The sequence below is a fragment of the Rheinheimera sediminis genome (assembly GCF_004005375.1).
Classification (GTDB): Bacteria; Pseudomonadota; Gammaproteobacteria; order Enterobacterales; family Alteromonadaceae; genus Pararheinheimera.
Genome location: NZ_RZUF01000006.1, coordinates 1 through 18,917 on the forward strand (window position 1 = coordinate 1; position 18,917 = coordinate 18,917).

The window sequence follows — 18,917 nt, forward strand, 5'->3', positions numbered from 1 at the left end:
TAGGTGTTCAGATAAATCAGAATACGCAGTTACCTTCAACTTCACACTTGCGTGACAGAGTTTCAGGAACAACTTGATAGTCAGCCATCAACTTAGGAAATACCGAGTTTATAGCTGCGAGTAATTCAGTTTTTGATTGTGGGACAGATGACATTTCAGCTTCCGATTACATAACGACCCGCGCATGCGCGCGAACTTGTGAGCGTCGCTGCAGCCGAAGGCTGCAAATGACGCGGCTTGTTATAAGCTGCCAGATTGAAACGCATAGCTTGCAGCCATTATTTTTATTACATCGCCACTTTGCATTTGAATAATAAACTCTGTGCCCAACGCCTTTGCATCTAAGATCGAGTTAGATGCCCCCCACTCATTGAACCGAGAGCCTTCAAACATAGTTACCGATGAAAACCCTAATAAATAAGGGGCTGCTGCCTCGCCTTTAATCACAAAAGCAGATACAGACAATATGATCTCAGCACTGCCCCAATCGACAACAATTGTTTTTAACACGGCATCATGCAGCGGTAAATTATCAAAACTCAAGCCGTGCTCCTTGGCTTATAAAGCCCAAAGCCAGCCCGCGGTAGGCGTCGCGTTGCCTTTGTTTGTTATACCGAATTTAGACTGTTAACTAATTTATAAGACCGCTTTTGTAAAAAGTAACAGTTGAATGAATACTCAACCAAACCGTATTTTTCCATATCAACACAAACTTCTCTTACTTTAAGCTCAGTTAATCCTGACGAAATGTGAGCTCTCTCATAAAGGTCGCGTTCATTGAGTCTGTGAGCGTCAGAAGTTTTGAACACCAACAGTATGGCTTGCCACTCAGGCGGTATAACTTTCGGTAATCTCCTCCAAGAAAACTTTCTCTTCGGCGTCCATTTTTTATGAAATTTTATTCCCCAAAAAGATATCTCCTTATTTGATTCGGCAAGGCAATACACTACTAGGAACATTACTATTACCGCAGTCCCTCCACTAACTAAACCAAATTTCAAGATCAACTCAAGCATTGTGGGTTTCACCTACGGTATAACTACTTGCTTTGGGGCTGCCGAAACATAGCGCAGCGCCGTGTAGGCTGTCCCTGCCGCGAAGCGGCGACAACAGCAACTTGTTATGTTTATTGTTTTGCCAAATCACAAAAATATTCCGAATAACATTCGTCAGCCCAACACTGAATCTTGACTGAGCCAAACTCTTTACCAGAGTTAATCTCTCTCGAAATTATTACGGTCTCAGCTTTAAATAAATCTCCTAATGCATCAGCCAACTCTTCAAAACCCGAAAGAAAAATCTGTTTCTCAAAACCTTCAGCATCTATTTTCAACGTTACATTCAGGGAGCCTTGCTCCTGAGACCGAACTGCGAGCAACTCTGTTACGAAATCAGGTCTAGAAAACACAAGTAATTCTTTATACTCAGACATCTTAGACCTCTCGAACATAACGCATTGCTAATGGGCTGCCGCAGCGCAGCGTAGGCAGTCCTGTGGAGGCCACGCCGTTTGTGGCCGGAACGAAATTTAGCAACTTGTTATATGCCTACTTCGAGTTATAAAAAGCTATTACAGCAACAACAAATAACAAAACAACGGCACCAGTAACACAGCACAATGTGTCGTTATCCCGATTTGCTTTGGGATACTTACCAAATGTAACGACTTTTAGCGTAACGTAACCGACAAAATAAAGAAAAAACTCAATAAATGCGTCGATGATTATCCATTTAACAACCCGCAAAAATCCTCGGCCTGCGACCTCGATTATTTCATCCATCGTTGAACATTCCCTGTAGGCATATAACAATTTAATAGAAGGGTTTCTGCCCGCAAGTCGAACATTTTTCCGCCTTCTTTCATGATTTTTACTCATACCAAACTAACGCTGATGTATCTCTATTTCAACAGATTTTTCTGAAATCACTAAAATCCTGGCCGACAAAATCTGTACAAGCTGTACGCTAGTTGTTCAGAATTTTACTCAAGAGGTACTACTGTGTTTTTTAACAGTGGCACCCTTGTAATCCAAAGCCAATAAAAAACCCGACCAAAGCCGGGTTTCTCGTATCAAACTAAACAACACAAAAGCATTACTTCTGCACTGTCTTCGCTTCTTCTACTGCTGCTAAACACAGCTCTGTGATTTTATGCCATTCTTTGTTTTTAATGGCATCGTCCGGCACTATCCAGCTGCCGCCTACGCAACGTACGTTGGGTAGGGCTAAGTATTCTTTGAAGTTTTTCTCGTTAATGCCGCCTGTTGGGCAAAAACGTATATCAGAGAATGGGCCGTGAATAGACTTTAAGGTTTTTACGCCGCCTGCAGCTTCTGCCGGGAAAAATTTAAAGTGGGTGTAGCCTACTGCTGTGCCTTCCATTAATTCCGAAATACTGGCAATGCCTGGAATTAAAGGGATCACGCTGTCTTTACCGGCTTGCAGCAGTTCGCGGGTCGAACCCGGGCTGATAGCAAAACGGGCGCCCGCTGCTATAACGTCGTCAAGTTGCTTAGCCGTAGTGACAGTACCAGCGCCTACTATGGCGTCAGGTACTTCAGTGGCCAATAAACGTATGGCTTCTAAAGCCACTGGCGTACGTAAAGTTACTTCCAATACTTTAATGCCACCAGCAACTAAGGCTTTCGCCATAGGCACAGCATCAGCTAAATCTTTGATCACAATGACGGGCACCACAGGGCCTTGTGCGAACAAAACGTCAGGTTGTAGTTGCCAATTTTCAAATGCCATAGTGTTAACTCGCCATATGTTGTTTTAAGTAGACTGCACAGCCAGTTAAGCCTGGTTGTTCTGCAGTGACGACAAAAGTTGCAATACGGCGGTTGAAGTCTTTAAACCGGCCTTTTGCTTCAAATCGGCTTCTGAATTCGCTTTGATTCATCAGCGACAATAATTTTGGGGTAATACCGCCAGCGACAAAAACACCGCCAAAGGTGCTTAGCGTCAGGGCTAAATCCCCTGCCAAACCACCTAAGCTGGCAAAAAACTGCTCGATAACGGCTTTGCACAAAGCGCAGCTGCCATCTAAAGCTTTACCAGCAATCTGGGCTGCGTTTAACGGTTCCACCACTTTGTTGTTAAAAGCGGCTATTGCCAAATACAAATCTTCCAAGCCAGGACCTGATAACAAGCGTTCAGGGCTGACATGACCGTATTTCGCCGCCAGGAACTTTTGAATGAACCATTCCTGGTCAGTTTGGGCGGTAAAATCGACATGACCGCCCTCGCCCGGTAATGGCACATAACCTAAAGCCGTTGGAATTAAATGCGCTACACCCAAACCAGTACCAGCACCTAACACCGCCATAGGTTTAAATTGATCGGCGTGGCCTTCACCAATTTGAACCAGCTCGGTCTGTTTCAATGCAGGTAAGCTCATGGCTACAGCAGTAAAATCATTCAGCACGATAAACTCGGCCAAATCCAAATCGGCTTTCATTTGGCTTACAGAAAACTGCCAGCGAAAGTTAGTCATTTTAACTAAATCACCAGTCACTGGGCAGGCAATGGCCAAAGCCACATGACGAACGTCTGTTAACCCTTGCTCGGCACGGTAAAACTGTAAAGCGTCGGCCAAGGTATCAAAATCAGCACAGGGATACACCGCTACTTTGTCTAAATGCAGGCTGTCTAAATCAACGCGGCTAAAACGCGCATTGGTGCCACCAATATCAGCAACAATAGCGAATTGCACATCAGCCATGGTACTGCTCCTCTGTATTAAACAGACTGCAGGCACCTTGTTCTGCACCTGTAATCACAGTACGCATACCGCCAAACATTTCGCGGCCCATACCCCAATGACTGTCGGTCATATCGCGGGTGGCCACTTCACGTTTCGCCAGTTCTTCATCAGAAACCAGTACTTTTAATACACCGTTGATACCATCCACCAGCATCATATCGCCGGTCTGGATTTTAGCGATCACACCACCATCAACCGCTTCTGGTGTGACGTGGATAGCCGCAGGCACCTTACCTGAAGCACCAGACATACGACCGTCTGTGACTAAAGCCACATGAAAACCACGATCTTGCAATACACCCAGTGGCGGCGTCAGTTTATGCAGTTCTGGCATACCGCAAGCACGCGGCCCCTGGAAACGCACAACCACCACACAATCTTTGTTTAAATCACCGGCCTTAAAAGCTGCATCTAATTCGTGCTGGCTGGAGAACACCACTGCAGGCGCCTGAACTATTTCAGTACCTTCACGCAGCGCTGATGTTTTAATGACACCACGGCCTACGTTGCCGGATAACACCTGCAAACCACCGTGATCTTTAAATGGTTTAGCGGCATCGGCCAGTACTGTTAAATCTGAGGACTCAGTCGGACCATCGACCCAGACCAATTTGCCATCCTGGATCACAGGAGTTTGGGTGTAACGACGTAAGCCTGGCCCTGCCACAGTATTAACATCTTCATGCAGCAAGCCGTTGTCTAATAAAGTACGGATCAAATAGGCCATGCCACCAGCCTGTTGGAAGTGGTTAATGTCGGCCTGACCGTTCGGGTAAATTCTGGTGATCAGTGGTGTTGCATGCGACAAATCGGCAAAGTCATCCCAGTTCACGATAAAACCAGCAGAACGGGCCACGGCTATTAAGTGCATGGTGTGGTTAGTTGAACCACCAGTGGCCAGTAGACCAACAATACCGTTCACTACAGCTTTTACATCAACTATATGTGCTATCGGCAAATAGTCTGTGCCTAAGTCGGTCAAACGCGTTACCTGACGAGCTGCTGCTTTAGTTAATTCATCACGCAATGGCGTGCCTGGATTGACAAAAGAAGAACCTGGTAAATGCAAGCCCATGACTTCAACCACAAGCTGATTGGAGTTGGCAGTACCGTAGAAAGTACAGGTACCAGCGCTATGGTAAGAGGCAGATTCAGAATCTAATAACTCGTCATTACCTACTTTACCCTCTGCATACAACTGACGTACACGGGCTTTTTCTTTGTTCGGAATGCCGGATGGCATTGGGCCAGCAGGCACAAACACAAAAGGCAGGTGACCAAAGCTTAAAGCGGCCATTAATAAACCCGGTACTATTTTGTCACAGATACCCAGCATCATGCCGCCATCAAACATATTGTGCGACAGACCAACAGCTGCAGACATAGCAATAATGTCACGGCTTAGTAAACTCAGTTCCATGCCCGGCTGACCTTGAGTCACACCATCACACATGGCAGGTACGCCACCAGCAAACTGAGCCACACTGCCTACTTCAGCCACAGCGGCTTTAATAATGGCTGGGTAAGCTTCGTAAGGCTGGTGCGCAGACAGCATATCGTTGTATGAAGAAATAATACCGATATTCGCTTTGGTTAAGCTGCGTAAATCAGTTTTCTCCTGAGCAGAACAAGCTGCAAAACCATGAGCCAGATTGCCACAGGCCAGAGCACCGCGATGCGGCCCCTTGGCACGGGCCTGTTCCATCCGCTGCAGATAAAGCGCACGGCTTTTTTCACTGCGTGCCGCTATTCTGTCTGTGACCTGTTGTATAACCGGATTCATGTTAACCTCGTCTTGTCGATTAGTTAGCTGTGAACATTACATGTACAGGGACCTGCTGCTGTTGCAAAAAAGCCCGTACTGGCATTTGCAAAGGGTCCTGACCTGCCATGGCCTGTTCCAGAACGGTTAGCTTCTTGGGGCCAACCAAATGTAAATAAATTACTGCGCTGTTGAGCAAGCGTGTTTTGCTTAAGCTCAAACGCTGATAAGGAGCAGTAGCTGGAGTCACAGCTAAAGCCACCGGGGCTTGCGCTGCTAAACCTGCCTGAATTTCTTTGCTGCATGGAAATAAAGAGGCTGTGTGGCCGTCTTCACCCATGCCTAATATCAGCACGTCAAATACTGGCAATTCAGCGATACGAGCAGCAACTGCTGCTGCACCTTTGTAGGCATCGTCTGGTGATTCACTGTCAAACAAGCTGATAAAACGAGCTGTTGCCGCTTTGCCTTGCAACAGGTTAGCCTTAACTAAGCCTTCATTGCTGTCGGCATGAGTCTCTGGCAACCAGCGGTCATCCGCCAAAGTGATGGTCACGCGAGACCAATCTAAATCTGTTTCAGATAAGGCTTTAAACAATGGTAAAGGCGTTTTACCACCGGATACCACTAAAGTAGCAGTGCCCTTCTCGGTAATAGCAGCAGCCAACCGACTGCTGATTTCACCGGCAAATTGCTGATTCAAGGCTGCACTGGAGTCAAAAGTATGAAGCTGCATTATCATTCGTCCCAGTTTCTGTCTTCACGTGCCAATAATGAAATAGCGGCAACAGGGCCCCAGGTACCAGCCTGATAAGGTTTTGGTGGCTCGTTTGTGACTTTCCAGGCATCCAGAATGCCATCGACCCATTTCCAGGCTTGCTCCACTTCATCGCGACGCACGAACAGATACTGGTTACCTAACATGGCTTCGAGTAATAAGCGCTCATAGGCATCAGCAATACGCTGCGATTTGAAGGTTTCGTCAAAACTTAAATCCAGTTTGGTTTGTTGCAGCTGCATGCTTTCACCCAAACCAGGAATTTTATTCATGATCTGAATTTCTACGCCTTCGTCTGGCTGCAAACGAATGATCAGCTTATTGGCTGGTAACTGTTTATAGGTTTCGAAGAAAATATTGTGTGGCTGCGGCTTAAAGCAAATAACTAATTCACTCATTTTTTTCGGCATACGCTTGCCTGTTCTTAAATAGAACGGCACGCCAGCCCAGCGCCAGTTGTCGATGTCCACTTTAATAGCAACAAAAGTTTCAGTTTTGCTGTTTGGACGCGCATCTTCTTCATCCAGATAACCGGGCACCGGAGTACCAGTCACATAACCGCCCGCGTATTGACCACGCACAGTTTTTTCTTGCACATTGGCTACGTTAATAGGCCGTAGTGCTTTGAGTACTTTTAATTTTTCATCACGAATACTGTCGGCGTCCAGGCGAGCTGGCGGCTCCATCGCAATCAACGACAATACCTGGAGTAAGTGGTTTTGCACCATGTCACGCATCTGACCGGCGTCATCGTAGTAACCCCAACGCCCTTCGACACCCACTTCCTCGGCCACAGTAATTTGCACATGATCAATGGCATTGTGGTCCCAATTGGCGGCAAAAATAGAGTTGGCAAAACGCAGCGCTAGCAAATTCAGTACTGTTTCTTTACCTAAATAATGGTCGATACGGTAAATTTGGCACTCGCCAAAATATTTGGCAACTTCATCGTTGATAACTTTGGACGAAGCTAAATCATGGCCTATAGGTTTTTCCAGCACCACACGGGCCGGCTCAGCCGATAAACCCGCGATCGACAAGCCTTTACAAATATTGCCGAATAAAGAAGGAGCAGTAGCAAAGTAGCTGACCGGAATACGCTTTTTCGGGTCAGTTACAGCTTTTAATGCCTTGTAGTGGTCTTCTTTGGTTAAATCTACCTGCACATACTGCAGTTTGGCTTTTAAGCGCGCTAATACTTCAGCATCAAGCGGCTCTTTAATGAATTTCTGTAAGTTGGTTTCAACCAACTCCTTGTAGCCATCGAGATCTAATTCGTCACGAGCCACGCCTATCACTTTACTTTCAGCGTGCAATAGACCGGATTTCTCTAACTGATAGAGAGCTGGTAAAAGTTTGCGGCGTGCAAGGTCACCCTTGGTGCCAAAGAGAATCAGATCACAGGCTTTGTTCAGTGGTGCTGTTGTTGTCATGAATGACCCTTGATTAGATGTAATTTTACAACACTTAACCGCATACTAGCCGAGCAAAAGCCAGATGTAAACCAGATAAGTTGTAATTAAATTACAGAGACGCTAAAGTTTTGACTATTCTCATATAATAAGGCAGCCTAGGCAATGAATCAGCTGCTTTGTCGTAACTTTATCACTTTTTTGCAGTGGCACCAGGTTGTATAACAAAGCGAGTTACAACATTTTGCACTGTGTTGTTCAGTGTTTCTCAGTCAGGACTATCCGATGAATGTGTTGGAAAAAATAATTAACAGCGTCAACAGCTTCAGTAAGTCAGAGCGCAAAGTCGCCGACGTGATCCTGGCCAATCCGCAAACTACTATTCACAGCAGTATAGCGGCTCTCGCCAAAATGGCAGATGTCAGCGAGCCTACGGTGAACAGATTTTGTCGTCGACTGGATACCAAAGGTTTCCCGGACTTTAAACTGCATTTGGCCCAAAGTCTGGCCAACGGTACCCCCTATGTAAACCGTCATGTGGAAGAAGATGATGGCCCGGAGGCTTATACAGCCAAAATTTTTGAATCTACTATGGCAGCTTTGGATGCTGCACGCCAAAACGTTGATATTCTTACAATTAATCGCGCTGTGGATGTATTGACTCAAGCGAAAAAAATCTCCTTTTTTGGCTTGGGCGCCTCTGCTTCTGTGGCGCATGACGCGCAAAATAAGTTTTTCCGTTTTAACGTCCCTGTGGTTTGTTTTGACGATATTGTTATGCAGCGTATGAGCGCTATTAACAGCGCTGAAGGCGATGTAGTGGTTTGTATTAGCCACACTGGACGCACAAAAAACCTCTGTGACATCGCTGCTATTGCCCGTGAAAACGATGCGACAGTCATTGGTATTACTGCCTACGACAGTCCTTTGGCTAAAGAATGTACTTTAGTGTTATCACTGGACGTGCCTGAAGATACTGATATGTATATGCCGATGGCGTCACGCGTGGCACAACTGGTGCTGATTGACATTCTCGCAACCGGCTTTACCCTGCGCCGTGGCACTAAATTCCGTGAAAACCTGAAGAAGGTTAAAGATAGCTTACGTGGTTCTCGTTTTGATAAGAAAGACTTTCAAAACTAATGACTTACTCAGGAGCCATAGCCAAAGTATTTCTGTTGCAGGCTGGCAAAAAAAGCCTGCAACACAGGAATCTACTAAGCTGTGTAACTTGAGATTGAGTATGCAGTCAATAAAATTGCAGATTCCGCAAATAAGGGTATTTTTGTAATCTCGAGGGGCTTTCTGTAAGAAGCCCCTCTTTTTTCCGATGTTTTTTGTCTTAACAGGTCTGACAAGCACCATAATCTGAAAGTTTTATTCAAACTTCAGCTATATTCTGTAATAAAATTACATTACACTAAAACTGTCCCATCCATAGATAAGCTTTTAGGAGCTCTTGATGCCCAGAAGAACTAAAATAGTCGCCACGCTCGGACCTGCAACGAATTCACAAGATGTTATTGAAAAACTGATTCTGGCTGGTGCCAGCGTATTTCGGTTTAACTTTTCTCATGGCAGCGCCGAAGATCATAAACAACGCGCTGAAATGGTTCGCGCTGCAGCAGCAAAAACCGGCGCTCACGTCGCTATTCTGGGTGATTTGCAAGGCCCAAAAATCCGCGTATCTACCTTTAAAAATGGCTCTGTCATTTTAGAAGAAGATCAACACTTTGTTTTAGACGCTGATTTGCCAAAAGGCGAAGGCGATGAAACTCAGGTCGGTATCGACTATAAAGAACTACCTGCTGACGTGCAGCCTGGTGATGTGCTGTTATTAGATGACGGTCGTATTCAAATGATCGTTGAGCACGTGGTAGGTCAACGCATTCATACCAAAGTCTCTGTCGCTGGTAAACTCAGCAACAATAAAGGTATTAACCGCTTAGGTGGTGGCTTGTCAGCTCCTGCTCTGACTGAAAAAGATAAAACAGACATCTCCTTAGCTGCGTACATCGATGTAGATTATCTGGCTGTATCTTTCCCACGTTGTGGTGATGATTTACGTGTTGCCCGTGAACTGGCTCGTGCCGCAGGTTCTGAGGCCCTTATCGTCTCTAAAGTTGAACGTGCGGAAGCTGTAGCTGATGACGAAACCTTAGATGATATTATACGTGCTTCTGATGCTGTGATGGTTGCCCGTGGTGATTTAGGTGTCGAGATCGGTGATGCTGAGTTAGTTGGTCAGCAAAAGCGTATTATTGCCCGCTCACGTCAGCTCAATCGCGTAGTGATCACTGCGACTCAGATGATGGAGTCGATGATCGAAAGCCCAATGCCAACCCGAGCTGAAGTCATGGACGTGGCTAATGCCGTGTTGGATGGTACAGATGCAGTAATGTTATCCGGTGAAACAGCAGCTGGTAAATACCCTATTGAAACCGTAAAAGCTATGGCCCGCGTTTGTGATGGTGCCGAGAAGCACCCACGAGTGCAAAGCTCCAAACATCGCATGGATATCTCTTTTACTGAAATCAGCGAAACTATTGCTTTGTCCGCTATGTATGCTGCGAACCACTTAACGGGTATTAAAGCCATTATCTCGTTAACTGAATCGGGCTATACTGCCAAGTTGATGTCACGTATCACCTCGTCTCAACCTATTTATGCGTTATCACGTCATCAGAAGACTTTAAATAAAATGGCTCTGTACCGCGGCGTGTATCCGGTGTTTTTTGACAGCACTCAAAACCTGGGTCAACAAAAGGTATCAGCGGCCGCTATTGAAGCAGTTCAGGAAATTGCTCACTTAAAAAGTGGTGATTTAGTGATACTGACTTATGGCGATATGATGGAAACTGTTGGCGCGTCTAACACATGTAAGATAGTACAAATCAACTAAGACCTTGATTTCATGAAAAAGGCGCCTACTTATTGATGAAGTGGCGCCTTTTTTGTCGCTAAGTCTCAAAAGCTTAAAGTCGTTGCCTGAGCATTGGCGCTAACGCCGTCAGCATTGATCCTATCACCACCAGTAAAGCACCGAGCCAAGCCCAGCCATTTAGCGATTCACTGGGAAACTGTGGATAAAAATAAGCCAGTAACTGGGCAAAACCTATAGTCAATAAAGGTGTAATAGCCAGCACTGCACTGACGTTAGCTGCTTGCCAATGTTGCAGGGCTTCTGCAAAGGCACCGTAAGCTACTATTGTATTCAAACAACAAAATACCACTATGCCCCACTGCCAGGCCGACAATTCCAGCACAGGAGCTAGCTCGACCATTGGCATAAAACATAAAGCACCGGCCATATAAATCAGCCACATAATTTGTTGGGAGTTAAAGCTCATCAACAATTGCTTTTGCGCTAAGGCATAGCAAGCCCAGGATACGGCTGCGACTATCACCAGCAGAACACCAAAACCTTCATCACCAAACTGGGTGAGCAATAAGGTCAGCCGGTCGTTAAAAAACAGCAACAAGCCAACGACTAATAACCAGGCACCAATTTTTTGCCATACCAATAAACGTTCTTTAAACAAATAAACCGCGCCTAACATCATTAAAAATGGCGCCAGTTGGATCACCACCTGAGCTGTTTCTGCCGTGAGCAGAAACAAACCATTCAGATACAAAATGTAGTTCAGCAACAAGCCGGCAACAGCAAGCAGGATCAACATTTTTATGCGCAGGGATAAACCGCGAACTGAAGGGATTTTATTTCGGGCCAGTAATAAAAAACCCACAAGCACGGCGGCGACCATAAAACGGATCCAGGTGATGGTGCCAGCCGACATCGAGTTTAACAACCATTTCAGCGCTATAGGCAATAATCCCCATAGTAGCGCCGTCAATAACGCTAAACTGAACCCCAGACCAGCTCGGCCAGACGATTGATGCATATCCTCTCCTTTTTATTCCCAGCATTATCCTCCAGAACCTTAACTCTTGTCTGCGTCCTTCGGCCTTCACCTCAGAAAATACGTCGGAATGTACTGTTGTTGCCGCAGATCAATACTCCAGACTTTTTATAGGTTAGGATTGGCTTAATAAAAGGTCGTGGTATCAGGGGGATGAAAAGATGAAACGAATTGGCGTCTTAACTTCAGGTGGCGATGCTCCGGGCATGAATGCTTGTCTTCGGGCTATAGTGCTGACAGCTCATGCAAATGAAATCGAAGTCATTGGTTTTCAGCATGGATTTAATGGTGTGATCGAGCAGCAGTACCAGACCTTATTACCCTATCATGTCAGTGGCATCATCCAGGATGGCGGCACTCTGCTAAAAAGTGCACGTTGCCAAGCCATGCACACAACAGAGGGCTTGCAACGCGTTGCCGACAATTTACATGATTTGGACATTGATGGCTTGTTAGTGATAGGAGGCGACGGCAGCTTTCGCGGCACTATTGAACTTGCACCTTATTACAAAGGTAAGTTGCTAGGTATACCTGGTACCATAGACAATGATGTAGACGGTTCAGATTTCACAATTGGCTTTGCCACAGCCTTAGACACAGCTCTGGATGCGATAGATAAAATCCGCGATACCGCAGACGCTTTTGAGCGGATTTTTATAGTTGAAGTCATGGGTCGTCATACCGGCTATTTGGCAGTTGCTGCTGGCATAGCTGCAGGTGCAGAACAAATAATTTGTCCTGAACTGGCATCAGAGCTGGATTTGGACAAAATTACAGCACATGTAGAACAAGCTCGTAAACATAGAGGAAACTGCAGTTACATTATTGTGATGGCTGAGACTATGTATCAGGGTGGCGCTTCAGCTTTAGCTGCAGCTTTGGAACAACGTGGTATCGAATCCAGAGCCTCTGTTTTGGGTCATATTCAGCGCGGTGGCAGCCCTGTTGGCGCCGACAGAATTCTTGCCACTAAATTAGGTGCTTTTGCTGTGGAACAGTTAATACATGGTGCACATTTAATGATGGCAGGAGAAATCAATGCCAAAGCTGGATTGTACCCTCTCGCACATACTGGAGATAAGAAAAAACAGGTCGACAGTTACTTACTCCGCTGGCAACAACAAATTGCACAATACTGAAAGAACACGCCTAAACAAACGAGGGGCTATAAGTTTGTTTAGGCGAAAACAATCTAAGAATTAAATACCATCTTGACCCTGTCTTTGTAGCTTCGACTGACTTTCACTGCCTGACCATTGGTCAGCATTAACTGATGCTCGCCATTCGCCAGCATTTGTAACTTGGCGATGGTGTTCACATTGACTATAGCGCTACGATGAACCCGCACAAATAATTTAGGGTCCAGTTCTTGCTCCAGCTCTTTCATAGTACGGCGTAAAATATGAGTTTGCCCATCGCGGGTATGAATACACATGTAATCACCTGCAGCGTCAACCCAATCTATTGCACTGACTGGTACCCGGGTTATTTCACCACTGTCTTTGATGCTGATAGCTTCAGGAAAACGCTCGTTCATCACAGGCTGTGATTGGTCCAAGCGCTGTAAGATCTGATCAGTTTTCTCACCAGTCAATTGTGCAACCACAGCAGCTAACTGACCTTTATGACGCTGATCATCTTTAGCTTCAAAGTTTTTCGTCAACTTCCCAACAGCTGCAGCCAGTCTTTCTTTCTCAACTGGCTTAAGTACATAATCCAGTGCCTGAACTTCAAAGGCTGTTAATGCATAGTGATCGTAGGCCGTAACAAAAACTACATAAGGCAAGTTGATCTGTTGTTGTTGCAATTGTTTTAACACGCCAAAACCGTCCAGCCCAGGCATTTCAACATCCAGAAATACAGCATCTGGCTGATGTTCACGGATAGCAGCTACAGCTTCAGCACCATTACTGCACTCTGCAACTATCTCCAGTTCAGGAAAGTCAGCTAAACGCACCAACATACCACGGCGAGCCAACGGTTCATCGTCGACCACTATGACCTTAAGCATTTGTTTCATCTGTACTCTCTACTTCAAATGGTATTCTGATATTTACTTTCAAACCTTGTGGATGGTTGTGTGTTAAGACCAAAGAAAAATTGCGATCGTACAATGCCGCTAATCGCTCTTTGGTATTGACCAAACCTACCCCGCCAGATTCCCCTTTTGGCAGACCGTCAGAAATCATCATTCCTGGACCATCATCCGCCACCTCCATCAGTAAATCGTGTCCAAACTTTTGCGCTGTGATCATAATTTTGCCACCACTGGTTTGGCTGGCTACTGCGTATTTAATGGCGTTCTCAACCAGAGGTTGCAGAATCAAACTTGGCACTAAAGCCTGATCAGCTGCTTCATCAATGTCATAAATAATAGTCAGACGTTCTGAAAACCGAACCTTTTCTATTTCCAGATAAAGATTGGCAGCATATAACTCTTGCTGCAGAGGCACTTTTTTAATCGGGTCTTTGTAAAGTGAATAACGTAAGAAATCACTGAGCCGTATCAGCATCTTATTCGCTGTGTCGGATTCTTTTAATAAGACTAAAGTAGATATTGCGTTCAAGGTATTAAACAAAAAGTGTGGATTGAGCTGATAACGCAACATTTTCAGCTGTGCTTGGTGGGCCTTATTGCTGGCTGTCAGCGATTTTTGCTTTTCCTGCTGTAGCGTTTGGTAATACTTAATACCGAAATACAAACCGCTCCAACTCAATAATACGTAAAAACCCACTGTGGTCTGACGGAAATACTGAGTCCAGCTGTCAGGTCTGAAGCCATGCCGATAAATTTCCCAGTAGTTGAAATTACGAAATACAGTCCAGATGGCAGCGATCAGGATAGCAACCAGAAGCACGCTAAGCAGCATCTTCCAGGGCTCCCAGTGCCAAACCCGCTGAAATGCATAGCGCAAGGGTATCGTCAGCAACCACCCGGCATATGCATCCAGAGTGACCACTATCCAATAAGCACTGCGCATTTCCTGAAAAAGTGAACCCAAATAACTGATTAGGGCAAAACCCACCCAACCCAGAGTGTGTAGTAACCAAAACAGACGATGGCGGTCTTCGAAAAATTTTTGCAAAGTAAATACAACTAAAAAAATGCTTCTATGTATTGTATCTCAGCAACGCCAAGTTTAAGAGGTCCAGGCTGGGGATTAGACTTGGTTTGCTCTCCATTAGTCGCAATACTTTACTACTTGAATTCACATTGTGATTCGGTGAGCTACTCAGCCCGCTGTTCCAAATCACCTGAACCTGAAATAACGAGCCGCAAGCATATTTCATTTCAATCCATAAATCATATAGATAAGATAACTCGTTTTACCAGATCAAGCCTTTGTTGACGGGACGCGCAGATTTTTGTGGTTCTAAGGGGGCATTGTCGTTCACCCTAGCGAGCTATAGCCAGAAAAAGCCACCCAGAGAGGCTATTCTGTATTGCCATAATATAGCCATTATAGCCCTGATACTGTTAGTGATTCTGTCGTGGTCCTGAGACCAACCCCATCTGTAACTCTGGCTATTCTGAATGGGATCAGCCTAAAACTGGAGTTGGCTTGCGATCAGGCCCTAATGCGACGAAGGTAAAGTTACCCGAAATCGCTTTATGCTGGTCATCGTCGTACATATTTTCGACAAAAATATCCACATTGACTTTGATACTGGTGCGGCCTACATGCTCAATACGGGCTACAAGTTCGATAATAGTGCCCGCAGGGATGGACTCCTTAAAGTCCACTCGATCAGAACAGACAGTGACCAGGGGTTTACGACAAAAACGAGTGGCCGCAATAAAAGCTGCTTCATCCATCCAGGCCAAAGCTTCGCCACCGAACAAGGTGTTATGATGGTTGGTGCGTCCAGGAAATACAGTTTTTGTAACGCGGGTCACCGCATATTCAATACGTTTAGCAAGCAGAGCATCGTCAGTCATAAGGTTCTCCGGCAAAAATAAGGCGCGAATTTTAGAAGTTTTGCCGGTAATTGCAAGGCAATCACCGGTTTTTAGCCGACAAAAATAGCTTAACGCGCCACCATTGTACCTAAAACTCTTCCGCCGACCAGATGCATATGAATATGATAAACTTCCTGGCCACCGTGTTGGTTACAATTCATGATCAAGCGATATCCATCTTCAGCTATTCCTGCGTCCGCTGCCAGTTTACGGGCCACAGTGAATAAACGTCCTAAAGCCAGCTCGTGTTGTGGCTCTACATCGTTTACCGTAGGAATTAAAACGTTGGGGACAATCAGGATATGAATTGGAGCACGTGGATTTATGTCGCGAAAAGCCGTCACTAAATCGTCTTGATATAAGATGTCAGCCGGAATTTCCCGACGAATAATTTTACTGAAAATAGTTTCTTGGGCCATCAAAAGATCCTTATAAAATAATGCTTAAATCACTTTCGGGAGTATAGGGTATGACGCCATTGGCTTACCAGCTTAGTATTGCTGACATTACTGCACATCTTGTCACTGTTGAATTGCAATTTACACCACAATGCGCAGAAGCCGTCACCTTGAGCTTGCCCTGCTGGATCCCTGGCAGCTATATGGTGCGTGATTTTTCGAAGCACCTGCATGCTATTGAGGCTTTTGATGGATCAGGTGCTTTATCTCTGGTTCAAATGGATAAACAAAGCTGGTTACTGAAACATCATCAACAAAGTTTAACTGTACGCTATAAGGTATATGCCTTTGATTTATCAGTCAGAGGTTGTTACATCGATGATCAACTGGCGATTTTAAACCCGGCAGCCTTATGTCTCGAAGTCAAAGGGATGGAATCTGAACCTATCCAGTTAAGTCTATGGATGCCAGAGTGTCTGGACTGGCAAGTAGCGACTGGGTTGCAACGGTCTGGCAGCAACCAACTACTGGGCACTTACCAGTATCAGGCTGACAACTATCAGCAACTGGTCGATACACCATTGATGCTCGGCAAGCTTGATGTTGAGGAATTTGTTGTCTGTGGCGTTCCACATTATCTGGTACTTGCCGGCCATGAGCAGGTGGATTTGCAACGCTTTAAGACTGACTTGCAGACTATTTGCCAGCAACAACAGCAAGTGTTTGCTGGCTTGCCTTCTGATTTAAAAGAATACTGGTTTTTGTGCTGGGTGACAGATTCAGGCTATGGCGGGCTGGAGCACCATAATTCGACTCTATTACTGCTGACTCATCAGGATCTGCCGAATTTACAACGTCCTGAAGAGAGCACAGCTGATTATCAGAATTTGCTTGGTCTTTGCAGCCATGAATATTTTCATACCTGGTGGGTAAAACGCGCTAAACCAGCCCAGTTTTTGCCCTACAAGTTAAACACAGAGCAATACACCAGCCAGCTTTGGTTGTATGAAGGTTTTACCTCCTATTACGATGATTTGGCTTTAGTACGTTGTGGCTTGTTGACGCAGGAACAATACTTTGCGGCGCTGGAAAAAACCATCAACAGAGTGCAACTTAGCCCTTCAGAACAAATTCAATCTGTAGCCGAAAGTAGCTTTAATGCCTGGACTAAGTACTACAAACAAGACGAAAATGCGGTGAATGCAGTAGTCAGCTATTACACCAAAGGTAGCCTGATTGCTCTTTGTCTGGATGCCTTGTTACGCAGCAAAGGTTTGACGCTGGACAGCTTAATGCAGTTGGCATGGAGAGCCTATGGCGAACCGGCTTCAGGTAGCTCTGAACAACAATTTATTCAAATCTGTGCCGACTATGCCGGTAAAGAGGTCGCAAGCAATTTATACAGCTGGGTGCATACTAAAACGGCTTTACCATTGGCCGAACTTTTGCCCCACCTTGGTTTAAATACAGCCTTTCGCCAACAGGAACACAGTAAAGATTTATCCGGCAACAAAACGCCGGCATATCCAGTGCGGGCCTTTGGAGCCGCCTTTAGCAGTTCAACTGAGGGCTTAAAGATCATCCATGTGCCCTTGGCTTCTGTCGCTTACAAAGCAGGCTTGATGGCTCAGGATCAGTTAATCGCAATTAATGCAGTAAAAGCCACAGAACAAAATTTCTGGCGTCAGCTCAACCAAAGCACTATTGGCAGCGTACTGAGCTTGCATGTATTTCGTAAACAACGCTTGGTGCAATTGTCGATGCCAGTTGAAATTGCGGCTGAAACTTTGACTTATTTGCAGCTTGTTGATCAGGATAAAGCCACAGCATGGCTTGGCAAAACACAGGAATAATATGGACTCTTTGTCACAAATAGCGCTGGGTGCAGCCGTCAGTGTGGCGGTTTTCAATAAACCAATACGCAATAAACAAATAAAACTCTGGCAGGCAGCTGCTGCAGGCGCTGTGTTTGGCACCCTGCCGGATCTGGATGTATTGATATCACATGGCGATCCTATCAGCGACATGACCATGCACCGCACTGAAAGCCATTCCTTGTTTTACTTAAGTTTGGTTTCACCACTTTTTGCCTGGTTGTTAGTCAAGTTATTAGGTTGCCCGCTACTTTTGAAACAGGCTGTGCTGGCGGTATTACTGGTACTGCTGACCCATGCGCTGTTAGACACCATGACTATTTATGGGACCCAGCTTGCATTGCCTTTTAGCGACTATCCTTTTGGAGTAGGTAGCATTTTTATTATAGACCCGCTTTATACACTGCCCTTGCTGCTTGGTCTGCTGATTGCGTTTTGGTCTAGCCCCTTTTGGAATACCCTAGGCCTTGCTGTGAGTACTAGTTATTTGTTATTTGGCTTAGTAGCGCAGCAACTTGCTTACGCAGAGGTTGAACAACAACTCGCAGATTCAGGCCAACATGTCGATCGACTGCTCGTGACTGCAACACCCTTCAATACCTTATTGTGGCGGGCTGTGGTGGTGAACGAGGATCAGTACCTTGAGGGCTACTACTCTTTGCTTGATGGCTCAACACAAATGCAATGGCGAAGTTTTCCAAGAGATGCTGCTTTGATAGCACAATGGAAACAGAACCCTGCAGTAGCTCGATTAGCCTGGTTTAGTCATGGTTTTTATCAACTGGAGCAAAAAGACGAGCAGTTACTGCTGACGGACCTGAGAATGGGCATGGCGCCTATTTACAGCTTTAGTTTCGTGATCGCAACCAATGAGCAACCTCAAGAGCCTGTGCAACTGGCTTTTCCACGCGATAACGCGGCAAGTTTCAACTGGTTGTATCAGCGAGTTCTTGGTAAAACTCAATTACCGCTGTCAGACTTAACAAAATAAAAATGGCGTCAAAGCACAATGTTAATTGTTCACACTGTGCTTTGACGCCCATTCC

General features: G+C 45.5%; 18 protein-coding genes. 5 read left to right on the forward strand and 13 right to left on the reverse strand.

The window, feature by feature from the left end; genetic code table 11:
• Positions 1 to 240 precede the first annotated feature (240 nt).
• From EMM73_RS05065 to zwf, 8 genes are all read right to left on the reverse strand, one after another.
• Entirely contained in the window at positions 241 to 543 is a 303-nt protein-coding gene (locus EMM73_RS05065; protein ID WP_127685374.1) for a hypothetical protein, read from the reverse strand.
• A gap of 65 nt (positions 544 to 608) precedes the next feature.
• Entirely contained in the window at positions 609 to 1,016 is a 408-nt protein-coding gene (locus EMM73_RS05070) for a hypothetical protein (RefSeq protein ID WP_127685375.1), read from the reverse strand.
• Positions 1,017 to 1,126: 110 nt separating this feature from the next.
• Complete coding sequence (locus tag EMM73_RS05075; protein ID WP_127685376.1) at positions 1,127 to 1,432, reverse strand: hypothetical protein; 306 nt, start codon at positions 1,430 to 1,432, stop codon at positions 1,127 to 1,129.
• A 662-nt stretch (positions 1,433 to 2,094) separates the two neighbouring features.
• A complete protein-coding gene (locus tag EMM73_RS05080) occupies positions 2,095 to 2,751 on the reverse strand; it encodes a bifunctional 4-hydroxy-2-oxoglutarate aldolase/2-dehydro-3-deoxy-phosphogluconate aldolase (RefSeq protein WP_127685377.1) in 657 nt (218 codons plus the stop codon).
• A gap of 4 nt (positions 2,752 to 2,755) precedes the next feature.
• Positions 2,756 to 3,724, reverse strand: a complete 969-nt coding sequence (locus EMM73_RS05085) for a glucokinase (protein WP_127685378.1) — start codon at positions 3,722 to 3,724, stop codon at positions 2,756 to 2,758.
• Positions 3,717 to 5,549, reverse strand: a complete 1,833-nt coding sequence (gene edd / locus EMM73_RS05090) for a phosphogluconate dehydratase (protein ID WP_127685379.1) — start codon at positions 5,547 to 5,549, stop codon at positions 3,717 to 3,719. Before edd ends, EMM73_RS05085 begins: the two co-directional genes overlap by 8 nt.
• Before the next feature lie 19 nt (positions 5,550 to 5,568).
• Positions 5,569 to 6,264 carry a 6-phosphogluconolactonase gene (gene pgl, locus EMM73_RS05095; RefSeq protein ID WP_127685380.1) on the reverse strand — a complete coding sequence of 232 codons (696 nt, stop codon included), beginning with the start codon at positions 6,262 to 6,264 and terminating at the stop codon, positions 5,569 to 5,571.
• Between the two features lie 2 nt (positions 6,265 to 6,266).
• The gene (gene zwf / locus EMM73_RS05100) at positions 6,267 to 7,739 is read right to left on the reverse strand and encodes a glucose-6-phosphate dehydrogenase (RefSeq protein ID WP_127685381.1); all 1,473 of its coding nucleotides are present in this window, start codon (positions 7,737 to 7,739) and stop codon (positions 6,267 to 6,269) included.
• A 264-nt stretch (positions 7,740 to 8,003) separates the two neighbouring features.
• Between zwf and EMM73_RS05105 the strand changes: the two genes are divergently transcribed.
• The gene (locus EMM73_RS05105; protein ID WP_008900048.1) at positions 8,004 to 8,861 is read left to right on the forward strand and encodes a MurR/RpiR family transcriptional regulator; all 858 of its coding nucleotides are present in this window, start codon (positions 8,004 to 8,006) and stop codon (positions 8,859 to 8,861) included.
• Between the two features lie 319 nt (positions 8,862 to 9,180).
• Positions 9,181 to 10,620 (forward strand): pyruvate kinase, encoded by a 1,440-nt coding sequence (gene pyk / locus EMM73_RS05110; RefSeq protein ID WP_127685382.1) that lies wholly within the window; start codon positions 9,181 to 9,183, stop codon positions 10,618 to 10,620.
• Between the two features lie 73 nt (positions 10,621 to 10,693).
• Here pyk and EMM73_RS05115 read toward each other — a convergent pair whose 3' ends face one another.
• Complete coding sequence (locus EMM73_RS05115) at positions 10,694 to 11,620, reverse strand: DMT family transporter (protein ID WP_127685383.1); 927 nt, start codon at positions 11,618 to 11,620, stop codon at positions 10,694 to 10,696.
• Positions 11,621 to 11,799: 179 nt separating this feature from the next.
• Here EMM73_RS05115 and EMM73_RS05120 point away from each other — a divergent pair, with 179 nt between their 5' ends.
• The gene (locus EMM73_RS05120; RefSeq protein ID WP_127685384.1) at positions 11,800 to 12,777 is read left to right on the forward strand and encodes a 6-phosphofructokinase; all 978 of its coding nucleotides are present in this window, start codon (positions 11,800 to 11,802) and stop codon (positions 12,775 to 12,777) included.
• Positions 12,778 to 12,830: 53 nt separating this feature from the next.
• Here the strand turns inward: EMM73_RS05120 and EMM73_RS05125 are convergent, their stop codons facing one another.
• From EMM73_RS05125 to hinT, 4 genes are all read right to left on the reverse strand, one after another.
• Positions 12,831 to 13,658 (reverse strand): LytR/AlgR family response regulator transcription factor, encoded by an 828-nt coding sequence (locus EMM73_RS05125; protein WP_261373332.1) that lies wholly within the window; start codon positions 13,656 to 13,658, stop codon positions 12,831 to 12,833.
• A complete protein-coding gene (locus EMM73_RS05130) occupies positions 13,642 to 14,724 on the reverse strand; it encodes a sensor histidine kinase (RefSeq protein ID WP_127685385.1) in 1,083 nt (360 codons plus the stop codon). Before EMM73_RS05130 ends, EMM73_RS05125 begins: the two co-directional genes overlap by 17 nt.
• 455 nt (positions 14,725 to 15,179) lie before the next feature.
• On the reverse strand, positions 15,180 to 15,578 hold the full coding sequence (locus tag EMM73_RS05135) for an acyl-CoA thioesterase (protein WP_127685386.1): 399 nt from the start codon (positions 15,576 to 15,578) through the stop codon (positions 15,180 to 15,182).
• 89 nt (positions 15,579 to 15,667) lie between these two features.
• Complete coding sequence (hinT, locus tag EMM73_RS05140) at positions 15,668 to 16,018, reverse strand: purine nucleoside phosphoramidase (protein ID WP_127685387.1); 351 nt, start codon at positions 16,016 to 16,018, stop codon at positions 15,668 to 15,670.
• 50 nt (positions 16,019 to 16,068) lie between these two features.
• Between hinT and EMM73_RS05145 the strand changes: the two genes are divergently transcribed.
• Positions 16,069 to 17,850, forward strand: coding sequence for a M61 family metallopeptidase (locus EMM73_RS05145; RefSeq protein WP_127685388.1), 1,782 nt, complete (start codon positions 16,069 to 16,071; stop codon positions 17,848 to 17,850).
• Position 17,851: 1 nt separating this feature from the next.
• Positions 17,852 to 18,862 (forward strand): metal-dependent hydrolase, encoded by a 1,011-nt coding sequence (locus tag EMM73_RS05150; RefSeq protein WP_127685389.1) that lies wholly within the window; start codon positions 17,852 to 17,854, stop codon positions 18,860 to 18,862.
• The last annotated feature ends 55 nt before the right edge of the window (positions 18,863 to 18,917 follow it).

Bases quoted from the DNA above. Each gene is read 5' to 3' on its own strand.
- EMM73_RS05070 (WP_127685375.1), bottom strand. From the start codon at position 1,016: ATGCTTGAGTTGATCTTGAAATTTGGTTTAGTTAGTGGAGGGACTGCG.
- EMM73_RS05075 (WP_127685376.1), bottom strand. From the start codon at position 1,432: ATGTCTGAGTATAAAGAATTACTTGTGTTTTCTAGACCTGATTTCGTA.
- EMM73_RS05080 (WP_127685377.1), bottom strand. From the start codon at position 2,751: ATGGCATTTGAAAATTGGCAACTACAACCTGACGTTTTGTTCGCACAA.
- EMM73_RS05085 (WP_127685378.1), bottom strand. From the start codon at position 3,724: ATGGCTGATGTGCAATTCGCTATTGTTGCTGATATTGGTGGCACCAAT.
- edd (WP_127685379.1), bottom strand. From the start codon at position 5,549: ATGAATCCGGTTATACAACAGGTCACAGACAGAATAGCGGCACGCAGT.
- pgl (WP_127685380.1), bottom strand. From the start codon at position 6,264: ATGCAGCTTCATACTTTTGACTCCAGTGCAGCCTTGAATCAGCAATTT.
- zwf (WP_127685381.1), bottom strand. From the start codon at position 7,739: ATGACAACAACAGCACCACTGAACAAAGCCTGTGATCTGATTCTCTTT.
- EMM73_RS05105 (WP_008900048.1), top strand. From the start codon at position 8,004: ATGAATGTGTTGGAAAAAATAATTAACAGCGTCAACAGCTTCAGTAAG.
- pyk (WP_127685382.1), top strand. From the start codon at position 9,181: ATGCCCAGAAGAACTAAAATAGTCGCCACGCTCGGACCTGCAACGAAT.
- EMM73_RS05115 (WP_127685383.1), bottom strand. From the start codon at position 11,620: ATGCATCAATCGTCTGGCCGAGCTGGTCTGGGGTTCAGTTTAGCGTTA.
- EMM73_RS05120 (WP_127685384.1), top strand. From the start codon at position 11,800: ATGAAACGAATTGGCGTCTTAACTTCAGGTGGCGATGCTCCGGGCATG.
- EMM73_RS05125 (WP_261373332.1), bottom strand. From the start codon at position 13,658: ATGAAACAAATGCTTAAGGTCATAGTGGTCGACGATGAACCGTTGGCT.
- EMM73_RS05135 (WP_127685386.1), bottom strand. From the start codon at position 15,578: ATGACTGACGATGCTCTGCTTGCTAAACGTATTGAATATGCGGTGACC.
- hinT (WP_127685387.1), bottom strand. From the start codon at position 16,018: ATGGCCCAAGAAACTATTTTCAGTAAAATTATTCGTCGGGAAATTCCG.
- EMM73_RS05145 (WP_127685388.1), top strand. From the start codon at position 16,069: ATGACGCCATTGGCTTACCAGCTTAGTATTGCTGACATTACTGCACAT.
- EMM73_RS05150 (WP_127685389.1), top strand. From the start codon at position 17,852: ATGGACTCTTTGTCACAAATAGCGCTGGGTGCAGCCGTCAGTGTGGCG.